Here is an 11,748-nt window from a genome sequence, read left to right as displayed (position 1 = left end):
CTATTTGTTACACCTGTCGTTTTTAGGGGGGACGGGATCACTTCCGCCGGGATGTAAAGGATGACATTTTAGTATGCGTTTCGCCGCAAGCCAACAACCTTTCGCAGTTCCATGCGTTTTTATTGCATCAATTGCATAATAAGAGCATGTTGGATTGAATCTACAGCGGGGTCCCAGCATAGGGCTGATAAAGAGTTGGTAGCCACGAATAGCCTTTGTGGCTAACCATTGTAACGGCGACTGAGTTTGCGCCATAACTTCTCTATTAATTTATGTAGGTCTGCATTTTCCATATCAACCACGCCATTTCTTACCAAGACAACTATATCAAGGTCTGGAATATCATGCTGGTGTAAACGGAAATTAGTTCTTATCACTCGTTTAATGCGATTTCGGTCACTGGCATTTTTAACAAAACGTTTTGCGACAGTTAATCCAATACGAGGATGTTGCTCTGAATTTGGAATAGCAAGCAGAGTTATTTCAGCAGAAGATGCTTTGATGGGATTTGAAAATACAGATTTAAATTGCGCGGGAGTTAGCAAACGCAACTCCCGCGTAAAAGCATAGCTAGTCACTATGAATATCTACTGATTAAGCAGATAAACGAGCGCGACCTTTTGCACGACGACGTGCAATCACTTTACGGCCGCCTACAGTGGCCATACGTGCGCGGAAGCCGTGAGAACGCTTACGCTTCAGGTTGCTTGGTTGAAAAGTACGTTTACTCATTTTGGCAATCCGTATATTTAGTAGTTAATAAACCTTACATTCTTGAAATAAGACGCAAGGGCAAAAAAGAGGCCGAATTGTAATCACTTTAATCACTACCGTCAACTAGGAAAATGACTATATGAACAATTTTTACCAATTTAACTTTGATAAGTACCCTAAAAATCTACCACAGGATGTGGATAACTCTGTGTACCAACACAATATGTAGTGGATCTAAGATAGTTTTACTAGATCAAAGCCGCGCTATTATAGATCAATGTTGATCGGTTAATAAAGCAGGATCTATGAACAATTCATAATAAATAGATCGATTTTGATCTTCAAAGATCACAGATATCCACATACAATGATCAGCTTGGGGATAAAATTTTTTTTATCGATAGCGATCATTGAGATCTAACGATAGAATACCCCTCCTTCAACAAACGGTATTTAAGGATTTTTAGTGGCGGTTTCACTGTGGCAACAATGTATCGGCAGACTGCAAGACGAATTGTCTGCGCAGCAATTCAGTATGTGGATCCGTCCGCTGCAAGCTGAAATGGATGGTGATACCTTGGTACTTTATGCGCCGAATCGTTTTGTGCTCGATTGGGTTCGTGATAAGTATATCAATATCATTAATCAATTTTTCACTGAACAGTTAGGTGGCAATGCGCCTAAGCTGCGTTTTGATATTGGTAGTCGTCCGTCTGCAGCTAAACCTGCAGCACCAGTGATTGCTGAAATAAAGAAACCTCAAAATACCCATACTAAAGCGCGCGTTAGTACTTCGTTTAATACTCAAGCTGAACCGGTTGAGCATGCTAACCACCGCAGTAACATTAATCCGACTTACCAGTTTGATAATTTTGTTGAAGGTAAATCAAACCAACTGGGTAAAGCGGCTGCACTTCAAGTGGCTGAAAATCCAGGTGGCGCCTATAACCCACTATTTTTATATGGTGGTACTGGTTTAGGTAAAACCCATTTATTACACGCTGTTGGCAATGGGATCATCAAAAATAATCCCAATGCCAAAGTGGTTTACATGCATTCTGAGCGCTTTGTTCAGGACATGGTTAAAGCACTGCAAAATAACGCCATTGAAGATTTCAAACGTTACTACCGCAGTGTTGATGCATTATTTATTGATGACATTCAATTTTTTGCCAATAAAGATCGTTCTCAAGAAGAATTCTTCCATACCTTTAACGCATTACTTGAAGGTAACCATCAAGTCATTTTAACTTCGGATAAATATCCCAAGGAAATCGATGGTGTTGAAGATCGCTTAAAATCTCGCTTTGGTTGGGGCCTAACCGTTGCCATTGAACCGCCAGAACTTGAAACCCGTGTGGCGATCTTAATGCGTAAAGCACAAGAGAGCGGCATTAATCTGCCTGATGAAGTGGCATTTTTTATTGCTAAGCGTTTGCGCTCAAATGTGCGTGAATTAGAAGGCGCATTAAATCGCGTTATTGCTAATGCTAATTTTACCGGACGTCCAATTACCATTGATTTTGTCCGTGAAGCATTACGTGATTTACTGGCGTTACAAGAAAAGTTAGTCACCATTGATAATATTCAGAAAACCGTTGCTGAATATTACAAAATTAAAATGGCTGACATGTTATCTAAGCGCCGTTCGCGCAGTGTTGCCAGACCACGTCAAGTGGCAATGGCATTATCAAAAGAGTTAACTAACCAAAGCTTGCCTGAAATTGGTGACGCATTTGGTGGTCGTGATCATACTACTGTATTACATGCATGCAGAAAAATTGCTCAGTTACGTGAAGAAAGTCATGACATTAAAGAAGATTATGCTAACTTGATACGTACCTTATCTTCTTAATATCGGGAAATTGAGACGAATGAAATTTTCAATTGATAGGGATGCCCTATTAAAACCACTTCAGTTGGTTTGTGGCGCAGTAGAAAGACGCCATAACTTGCCAATTTTATCTAATCTACTTGTTGAAGTTAGTGAGGGCTCACTTAAACTTACAGGTACGGACTTAGAGGTTGAGCTTGTCGGTCAAGCTCCCATCCAAGGTGAAGTTGAAGTGGGACGCACCACAGTTCCGGCTAAAAAATTATTAGATATTGTTAAATCTCTTCCTGAGCAAGTTGAAATTAAAATTGAGCAGCAAGAGAACAAATGGTTATTACGCTCAGGCCGTAGTCGTTTTTCACTGGCGACCTTGCCAGCATCAGATTATCCCAATGTTGAAGCGTTTGAAGCTGAAATTGAATTTAGCTTAAAGCAGGGCACTTTGAAGTCGATTATTGACTCGACACAATTTTCAATGGCAAACCAAGATGTGCGTTATTATCTAAATGGCTTGTTATTTGAAACCGCAGGTAACACCTTAAAGGCCATTGCCACAGACGGTCATCGCTTAGCATTAAGTCATCGTCAAATAGAAACCAGCTTACCTGAGAAGCAAGTGATTGTGCCGCGTAAAGGCGTGGTTGAAATGGCGCGTTTACTTGAAAGTGAAGACAGTGATATTACCATTGCGATTGGTGATAGTGCGATTCGTGCGATTACTGCCAATGCGGTATTCACCAGTAAATTAGTCGATGGTCGTTTCCCTGATTATCGCCGCGTATTACCTAAAGGCGGCACCAAAATTGTGGTGGCTAGCCGTAATCAATTAAAACAAGCGTTAACCCGTGCTTCTATTTTGTCGAATGAGAAGTTCAGAGGTGTGCGTATTCAGCTTGAGCCGGGATTATTGCGCATTACCGCCAATAACCCGGAGCAAGAAGAAGCAGAAGAGATTATCGATGTTGAATACAACTCAGATAACCTAGAAATTGGCTTTAACGTCAGCTATCTATTGGACGTATTAAATAATTTAGCCAGTGATGATGTTAGAATAACCTTAATAGACGGTAACTCAAGCGCACTAATTGAAAACCACGCAGAAGAAGACTCTATGTACGTGGTTATGCCAATGCGCTTATAAGTAAATAGTCGCTTAAACTTGATTAAGCGCCGTTTAACTATAACGTTTTACCCCAAGAAGGTGCTACATTAAGGCACCTTCTTTCGTTTCACTCTTTTTAAATTAGGGTCTGTTTATTTTCCATGAGTTTAACCCGCCTCAATATCGAACATTTCCGAAATATTTTGTCAGCGACATTAGCGCCAAGTGATGGGCTTAATTTAATTTATGGTGAAAATGGCAGTGGTAAAACCAGCATTTTAGAAGCCATTTATTTTCTCGGTATGGGGCGTTCGTTTCGTAGCCATCTGTCCCAGCGGGTTATCAATATTGAGCAAGATCAACTGACCTTGTTTGCCAAGCTCGAAATGCCTAATGGCGAAGCTAAATTAGGCCTTAGACGGTTCCGCAATGGCGACATTGATGTTAAATTTAATGGCGATAACGTGAAGCGATTATCGGTATTAGCTGAGACGTTACCTATTCAAGTTATCACCCCTGAAAGTTTTTCTTTACTATTTGAAGGCCCAAAAGCACGCCGGCAGTTTATCGACTGGGGAGCTTTTCATGCTGACAGTCATTTTTATACGGCATGGGTGAATACCAGAAGAATTTTAAAGCAAAGAAATCAGCTTCTTAGAGATGGAGCCTCTTACACCAATATACAATTTTGGGATAAGGAATTGGTGCGTTATGCTGAGCAGGTTACTTCGATACGAAATCAATATGTGGACTCGTTAAATGAGCTACTTAAGGGTATAATCGAAGAGTTTTTACCACGGGTTGATATTAAGGTTTCCTTTACCCGTGGCTGGGATAGCAAAACGGAATTTGCCGAGTTACTTAAAGCTCAATATCACCGAGATTTAGCATCGGGAAATACCGGCAGTGGACCACATAAAGCGGATTTACGATTACGCGTTGGCAGCTTACCGGTACAGGATGCGTTATCCCGAGGACAGTTAAAATTATTAGTCTGTGCACTGCGCCTTGCACAGGGTAAATTGCTTCAAAAACAGCAAAACAAGCATAGTATTTACCTAGTGGATGATCTTCCATCTGAGTTAGATGCTCAGCATAGGCAACTATTACTAAAACAGTTAACCGAAACCGGTGCACAAATTTTTGTCACAGCGATTGATCCTGTTGCAATAGTCGATTCGCTGGCTAGCCCACCAAGTAAGATGTTTCATGTGGAACATGGGCAAGTCACGGTAGTTGAATAAAAACGAGAGAGAAATATGTCAGAGAATAGTTATGATTCTTCGAGTATTAAGGTTTTAAAAGGCCTTGATGCTGTTCGTAAGAGACCAGGGATGTACATCGGCGATACTGACGATGGTACAGGTCTTCATCACATGGTATTCGAAGTGGTCGATAACTCTATCGATGAAGCCTTAGCAGGCCACTGTAGTGACATTACTATCACCATTCATTCAGATGGCTCAGTATCAGTACAAGATGATGGCCGTGGTATTCCTGTAGAGGTTCATGAAGAAGAAGGTGTGTCCGCTGCCGAAGTTATTATGACGGTACTTCATGCCGGTGGTAAGTTTGATGATAACTCTTATAAAGTATCAGGTGGCTTACACGGTGTTGGTGTTTCGGTTGTAAACGCATTATCTGAAAAACTGCAAATGACCATTCGTCGTAACGGTAAAGTTTACGAGCAGTTTTATTCAATGGGTGTACCTGATACGCCAATCACCCCAGTGGGTGAATCAGAAAAAACCGGTACTTCAATCCGTTTCTGGCCAAGCAGTGAAACATTCTCAGATGTGCTATTCCACTTTGACATCTTGGCTAAACGTGTTCGTGAATTATCATTCTTGAACTCAGGTGTGGGTATCCGTTTAGTTGATGAACGTGATGGCCGTGATGAATTCTTTAAATACGAAGGCGGCATCAGTGCTTTCGTTGATTACCTTAACCTCAATAAAACGCCGGTGAATAAAGAGGTTTTCCACTTTACTCAAGAGCGTGAAGACGGCATTACCGTTGAAGTGGCAATGCAGTGGAATGACGGTTATCAAGAAAAGATTTTCTGTTTTACCAATAACATCCCACAACGTGATGGCGGTACTCACTTAGCGGGTTTCCGGGGTGCATTAACCCGTAACTTAAATAACTATATGGAGCGTGAAGGTTTCAATAAAAAAGGTAAAACCAATGCAACGGGTGATGATGCTCGTGAAGGGTTAACCGCGGTTATTTCAGTAAAAGTGCCAGATCCTAAATTCAGTTCACAAACTAAAGACAAGTTAGTGTCGAGTGAAGTGAAAGGTGCGGTTGAACAAACAATGGGTGAGCAATTAAATGATTACCTATTAGAAAACCCAACGTATGCAAAATTAATTGTTGGTAAAATCGTTGATGCGGCACGTGCTCGTGAAGCGGCGCGTAAAGCCCGTGAAATGACCCGTCGTAAAGGCGCATTAGATTTAGGTGGTTTGCCAGGTAAGCTTGCTGATTGCCAAGAGAAAGACCCTGGGCTTTCTGAAATATACATAGTGGAAGGGGACTCTGCTGGCGGATCAGCCAAGCAGGGACGTAACCGTAAAAACCAAGCTATTCTTCCGCTAAAAGGTAAAATTCTTAACGTTGAAAAAGCACGTTTCGATAAAATGTTATCTTCTCAAGAGGTCGCGACGCTGATCACTGCATTAGGTTGTGGTATTGGCCGTGATGATTATGATCCTGAGAAAACCCGTTATCACAACATCATCATCATGACCGATGCTGACGTCGATGGCTCGCACATTCGTACGCTGCTGTTGACTTTCTTCTTCCGTCAAATGCCAGAGTTGATTGAACGTGGTTACATCTATATTGCTCAACCACCTTTATTTAAAGTTAAAAAAGGTAAGCAAGAGCAGTACCTAAAAGATGAGCCAGCACTAACGGAATACTTAACCACTCAAGCGTTAGATGGTACTCATATTTACCCTTCTGCGGGTGCACCAGGTATGACAGGTGAGCCACTAGAGCGTTTAGTGAGCCAGTATCGTGAGGTTGAAGCGGTTATTGAGCGTTTAACTAAGCGTTACCCAACGGTTATTTGTAACCGTATGCTTTACCACCCAGCACTGAACAATGAAATGCTGGCTGACGAAGCACAAATGAAGCAGTGGTGTGATGCCTTTGTCGCTGACCTTATTGAGATTGAAACTGACGGCGTTATTTATAACATTGAACCACAATTAGATCCTGAGCGTCAGGTATACCTACCAAGCCTAACAATCCGTAAGCATGGTATTGATACTAACTACGTATTTAGTTACGACTTCTTCCAATCAAATGATTACCAACGTATTGCTAAGTTAGGCTCAGCATTAGACGGTATGATTGAAGAAGGCGGCTATGTTAAACGTGGCGAGCGTATGAAAGAAGTTGATAGCTTCTTAGAGGCGCTTGATTGGACTATGTCTGAAGCTAAACGTGGTTTGTACATCCAACGTTATAAAGGATTGGGTGAAATGAACCCTGAGCAATTGTGGGAAACTACAATGGATCCTGAAACTCGTCGTATGCTACAAGTCACCATTGAAGATGCCGTAGGCGCTGATCAATTGTTTACTTGTTTGATGGGCGATCAAGTTGAACCGCGTCGTGACTTCATTGAAACTAACGCGCTAAACGTTGCTAACTTAGACGTGTAGTCGAGTTTAAAATACATTAAATGGGTGCCTTAAGGCGCCCATTTTTTTATCGGTAATCTCTACAAACTCATCTTGTCACTGTTGTATATTTACCTGAAGTGTAGGTAATTTATTGTGTTTAAAAAGCTATTCAATAAGATTTTTAATTTAAGACCGGCCGTTGAGGTCAAACAAGCCAAAGCATTAAATGAGCAGCATTCATTGCTATCGGCTAACACCCAAGAGTCAAGCGCTACAGACTCGAAACTGTGCTCTAGTAACTCATATGTAAGGCAAACTAAATCATACTTAAGCAACTCAAGTGAAACACCAGAAGAGGCGCAACAAATAGATTTGTCGGCGCTGTTTTATAGTCTACTTTTTCCTATGAGTAGCCATAAAACTGGTGGCATGGCTAATAATCTTGAACGTAGCATATTAGCCGAAATCGACATCGCTTTTAGTGCACCTCAAGATATTGCTGCCAAGGTGTTAAAACTGCCAAGGCGCATAACCGAGCTTGACCATAAACTATCCCAAGATGAGATTGAAACCAAACAAGTACTGCAGTTAATTGAGCAAGATCCGGTACTGAGCGTCGAAGTATTAAAGTTATGCAACTCAAGTGCTTTTAAGCGTTCAGGCAAAGATATTACTAATCTACACCAAGCTATTGTGCAGTTAGGGCGAGCGCAATTACGTCAGTTTGTTCGCAGTTGTTTAGTGAAAGAAATGATTGATATTAAGCCGATTTACTTTAGGCGTTTTGGCGCTGAAATTTGGCGTCATTCAATGCAAGTGGCTTTTATTGCCAGTGACTTAGCTGAAGAAGATGCTGATACGGTGTTTTTACTGGGATTACTTCATGATGTTGGCAAAATCGCCATTTTCAAAATGCTGCTGGATGCCTTTGAAAAAGCCGAGCCGGGTGAACAGCCAAGTTCGGCATTGTTTAAGCAAGTGATGACCACTAAGTCGTTAGGGCTAAGTGCGTTACTGGCGAAGCATTGGCAGCTGCCAGCACAGTTTGAGTTTCAGCTAGCACAATTAGCTAATTCTGATTATCGTCCAACAGACATGATGGCATTGGCTGTATGGCGGGCAAATATCATCAGTGAGTGTTCTATGTTGCGGCAAAAAGATAAACTTGAACAAGATGATTTACAGCAGCTATTGCAGCAAGTCGGTTTGAATCAATCTGAGTTTGATGTTTTCCATCAAAAACTGATTAGCTTTTAATATTTGATTCGAAGTCTTCATTTAAAATTAATCATGAGGCTTTAAAAATCAGCCAATAAAAAACGCGCTTAACTGATGTTAAAGCGCGTTTTTTTTACAACTTAATAGGGTTAACTATTATTGTAGTAGTGAGATATCTGCAGCATGTAAGAATTGCTCACGCAGGCTATTTAGTAATGCTAAGCGGTTATTCTTAAGGGCTTCATCATCAGCCATTACCATGACACCTTCAAAGAAGGCATCAACGCTTTCACGCAGGTTCGCCAGTAATGCTAACGCTTCTTGGTAGTTTGCCGCAGCAAATAATGGCGCAAGCTGTGGTTGCAGTTCAGCTAACTTTTCAGCTAATGCTTTCTCAGCAGGTTCAACCAATAAACTGGCATCAATGCTAGTGGCAGTCTCGCCTTCAACTTTGGCTAGAATGTTAGAAACACGCTTGTTAGCTGCAGCTAAAGCAGAGGCTTGCTCTAACGTTCTGAAGTGCGCCACAGCTTTAATACGGCTTTCAAAGTCAGCCGGTGCAGTAGGCTTACGTGCCAGCACTGCAAGAATAACGTCAACGCTGACGCCTTGATCTTGATACCAAGAGCGGAAACGACCCATGAAGAATTCAAGCACTTGCTCAGACACATTGTCGTTAGTGAGGTTTTCACCGTGTAATTGTTTTGCTTTATCAATTAAATCAACTAAGTCTAATGGCAAGTTGTTTTCTAAACAAATACGTAAAATACCAATCGCTGCACGACGCAGTGCGAATGGATCTGCAGCACCCTTAGGGGCTTGGCCAATACCGAAAATACCCACTAAGGTATCAAGCTTTTCAGCTAGCGCGACACAGATTGAAATAGGTGCAGTAGGCACGGTATCGCCAGAGAACTTTGGCTTGTATTGCTCAGCTAAAGCAACCGCGACAGCTTCAGTTTCACCATTTAAGCGTGCATAGTGCATGCCCATAGTGCCTTGAAGATCAGTAAACTCCATCACCATATTGGTCATTAAGTCTGACTTAGACAGTAAACCTGCACGGCTCGCTTCTTCGCTGTTGGCATCAATGCTGGTGGCAATAAAACCGGCTATTGCAGAGATACGTTCAACACGTTGTTTAATCGTGCCTAATTGCTTTTGGAATACAACCGTTTCTAAGCTAGCAAGGCGCGCTTCTAATGACTCTTTCTTATCTGTTTCAAAGAAGAACTCAGCATCAGCTAAACGAGGACGAACTACTTTTTCGTTACCTGAAATAATCTGCTGTGGATCTTTAGATTCGATATTAGTCACGAAGATAAAGTTTGGTAGCAACTGGCCGGCTTTATCAAATACAGGGAAGTATTTCTGATCGCCTTTCATGGTGTAAACCAAGGCTTCAGCCGGTACGTCTAAAAACTTTTCTTCAAAGCTAGCAGTTAAGACGACAGGCCATTCAACTAAAGAGGTGACTTCTTCAAGTAAGTCATCTTCAAGTTCTGCTACACCGCCAATGTCTTTGGCTGCAGCTTCAGCGTTAGTCTTGATAATATCTTTACGACGTTGGTAATCAGCTAAAACCTTACCTTGCTGCTCAAGAGCGGCTAAGTAGTTGTCAGCATGATCTAACTCGAAGGTATCAACGCCCATAAAGCGGTGACCACGAATAGTACGTGCTGATTTGATACCTAACAATTCACCATCAACTAACTCATCACCTAATAGCATAGTAACGGTATGAACCGGACGGATAAATTGTGTGGTGTTACTTCCCCAGCGCATTGGCTTAGGAATTGGTAACTTATCTAATGCTTTTTGCGCCATGGCTGCGATCAGTGATTTAGTTTCTACGCCAACCACTTTAGCTTGGTGTAATAACCATTCGCCTTTATCTGTTTTCAAGCGCTCAGCTTGTTCCACAGTGATGCCGTTACCACGAGCCCAGCCCATAGCTGCTTTCGTTGGGTTGCCATCAGCATCAAATGCTTGGGCAACAGCAGGGCCACGTTTTTCAACGACCTTGTCAGCTTGAGCTACAGCAAGTTGTTCAATGCTAATAGCTAAACGGCGCGGCGCAGCGTACCAAGTGGCTTTTTCAAAGGCCAACTCAGCTTTGGTTAGCTCTTCGCTGAAGTTAGCTAAAAATGATTCAGCTAATTTACGTAATGCTTTTGGCGGTAATTCTTCAGTACCCACTTCAATGAGTAAGTTTTCAACATTCATTCTATTTACCTCTACTTACACATTGGGAAACCAAGCGCTTCACGGGCTTGGTAGTAAGACTCTGCAACACCTTTGGCCATAGTACGTACACGTAAAATATAACGTTGACGTTCAGTAACCGAAATCGCGTGGCGAGCATCAAGTAAGTTAAAGGCATGAGATGCTTTCATTACTTGTTCGTATGCAGGAAGAGGCAATGGCTTTTCAAGGTCAAGTAAATGCTGACAAGCGACTTCACAATCATCAAACTGCTTGAATAGTACTTCTACATTGGCGTGTTCAAAGTTATAGGTTGATTGCTCAACTTCGTTCTGATGGAAAATATCACCATACATCACTTTACCCATTGGACCGTCTGTCCATACTAGGTCATATACGCTATCAACTTCTTGGATATACATCGCAAGACGTTCAAGGCCGTAAGTGATTTCACCAGTTACAGGCTTACACTCTAAACCGCCCACTTGTTGGAAGTAGGTAAATTGCGATACTTCCATACCGTTTAACCAAACTTCCCAACCTAGACCCCAAGCACCCAATGTAGGTGATTCCCAGTTGTCTTCTACGAAGCGAACATCATGGACGCCCATATCTACGCCTAGTGCTTCTAAAGAGCCAAGGTATAGCTCTTGAATATTGCTAGGAGAAGGCTTAAGCACTACTTGAAATTGATAGTAGTGTTGTAGACGGTTAGGGTTTTCACCGTAACGGCCATCGGTAGGGCGACGACATGGCTGAACATAAGCACTACTCATAGGCTCTGGGCCTAATGAGCGCAAGAATGTCATTGGGTGGAATGTACCAGCGCCAACTTCCATGTCTAATGGTTGAACTATTGCGCAACCTTGCTGCGCCCAGAATTCCTGCAGGGTCATAATAAAGCCCTGGAATGTTTTTACGTCGTGTTTCGTCGTCATGTCCGCTTATCTACTGGTTAGGCTATAAATAGAAAATGGTTTTGATTATACCTTGTAGATAAAGGCTTATGTAGGTTATTTTTTAACGTAGAGATTAAA

At 41.9% G+C, this 11,748-nt stretch carries 10 protein-coding genes; 5 read left to right on the top strand and 5 right to left on the bottom strand.

The window, feature by feature from the left end; genetic code table 11:
* The 3 genes from yidD to rpmH are packed head-to-tail and all read right to left on the bottom strand — an operon-like array spanning nucleotide 1 to nucleotide 732.
* Nucleotides 1-255, bottom strand: coding sequence for a membrane protein insertion efficiency factor YidD (gene yidD / locus Q4546_RS10670; RefSeq protein ID WP_076541774.1), 255 nt, complete (start codon nucleotides 253-255; stop codon nucleotides 1-3).
* The gene (gene rnpA, locus Q4546_RS10665; protein WP_076541772.1) at nucleotides 222-578 is read right to left on the bottom strand and encodes a ribonuclease P protein component; all 357 of its coding nucleotides are present in this window, start codon (nucleotides 576-578) and stop codon (nucleotides 222-224) included. The genes yidD and rnpA overlap by 34 nt, the downstream gene beginning before the upstream one ends.
* Nucleotides 579-594: 16 nt before the next feature.
* Entirely contained in the window at nucleotides 595-732 is a 138-nt protein-coding gene (rpmH, locus tag Q4546_RS10660) for a 50S ribosomal protein L34 (protein WP_011867659.1), read from the bottom strand.
* Nucleotides 733-1,180: 448 nt separating this feature from the next.
* Between rpmH and dnaA the strand changes: the two genes are divergently transcribed.
* The 5 genes from dnaA (at nucleotide 1,181) to Q4546_RS10635 (ending at nucleotide 8,545) form a co-directional block, all read left to right on the top strand.
* A complete protein-coding gene (dnaA, locus tag Q4546_RS10655; protein WP_076541770.1) occupies nucleotides 1,181-2,569 on the top strand; it encodes a chromosomal replication initiator protein DnaA in 1,389 nt (462 codons plus the stop codon).
* Between the two features lie 19 nt (nucleotides 2,570-2,588).
* Nucleotides 2,589-3,689 carry a DNA polymerase III subunit beta gene (dnaN, locus tag Q4546_RS10650; RefSeq protein ID WP_102436412.1) on the top strand — a complete coding sequence of 367 codons (1,101 nt, stop codon included), beginning with the start codon at nucleotides 2,589-2,591 and terminating at the stop codon, nucleotides 3,687-3,689.
* A gap of 122 nt (nucleotides 3,690-3,811) precedes the next feature.
* Nucleotides 3,812-4,894 (top strand): DNA replication/repair protein RecF, encoded by a 1,083-nt coding sequence (gene recF / locus Q4546_RS10645; RefSeq protein WP_303446253.1) that lies wholly within the window; start codon nucleotides 3,812-3,814, stop codon nucleotides 4,892-4,894.
* A 15-nt stretch (nucleotides 4,895-4,909) separates the two neighbouring features.
* A complete protein-coding gene (gyrB, locus tag Q4546_RS10640; RefSeq protein WP_102436416.1) occupies nucleotides 4,910-7,327 on the top strand; it encodes a DNA topoisomerase (ATP-hydrolyzing) subunit B in 2,418 nt (805 codons plus the stop codon).
* Between the two features lie 114 nt (nucleotides 7,328-7,441).
* Nucleotides 7,442-8,545 carry an HDOD domain-containing protein gene (locus Q4546_RS10635; RefSeq protein ID WP_102520273.1) on the top strand — a complete coding sequence of 368 codons (1,104 nt, stop codon included), beginning with the start codon at nucleotides 7,442-7,444 and terminating at the stop codon, nucleotides 8,543-8,545.
* A gap of 117 nt (nucleotides 8,546-8,662) precedes the next feature.
* Here Q4546_RS10635 and glyS read toward each other — a convergent pair whose 3' ends face one another.
* Nucleotides 8,663-10,732, bottom strand: a complete 2,070-nt coding sequence (gene glyS / locus Q4546_RS10630; protein WP_303446252.1) for a glycine--tRNA ligase subunit beta — start codon at nucleotides 10,730-10,732, stop codon at nucleotides 8,663-8,665.
* Between the two features lie 11 nt (nucleotides 10,733-10,743).
* Entirely contained in the window at nucleotides 10,744-11,649 is a 906-nt protein-coding gene (glyQ, locus tag Q4546_RS10625) for a glycine--tRNA ligase subunit alpha (RefSeq protein WP_102436422.1), read from the bottom strand.
* Nucleotides 11,650-11,748: the final 99 nt, after the last annotated feature.

This window comes from Shewanella sp. 4_MG-2023, from assembly GCF_030548015.1.
GTDB lineage: Bacteria > Pseudomonadota > Gammaproteobacteria > Enterobacterales > Shewanellaceae > Shewanella.
This window is presented reverse-complemented; position numbering and strand designations above follow the sequence as displayed.

Bases quoted from the DNA above. Each gene is read 5' to 3' on its own strand.
- recF (WP_303446253.1), top strand. From the start codon at position 3,812: ATGAGTTTAACCCGCCTCAATATCGAACATTTCCGAAATATTTTGTCA.
- glyS (WP_303446252.1), bottom strand. From the start codon at position 10,732: ATGAATGTTGAAAACTTACTCATTGAAGTGGGTACTGAAGAATTACCG.
- yidD (WP_076541774.1), bottom strand. From the start codon at position 255: ATGGCGCAAACTCAGTCGCCGTTACAATGGTTAGCCACAAAGGCTATT.
- gyrB (WP_102436416.1), top strand. From the start codon at position 4,910: ATGTCAGAGAATAGTTATGATTCTTCGAGTATTAAGGTTTTAAAAGGC.
- dnaN (WP_102436412.1), top strand. From the start codon at position 2,589: ATGAAATTTTCAATTGATAGGGATGCCCTATTAAAACCACTTCAGTTG.
- rpmH (WP_011867659.1), bottom strand. From the start codon at position 732: ATGAGTAAACGTACTTTTCAACCAAGCAACCTGAAGCGTAAGCGTTCT.
- glyQ (WP_102436422.1), bottom strand. From the start codon at position 11,649: ATGACGACGAAACACGACGTAAAAACATTCCAGGGCTTTATTATGACC.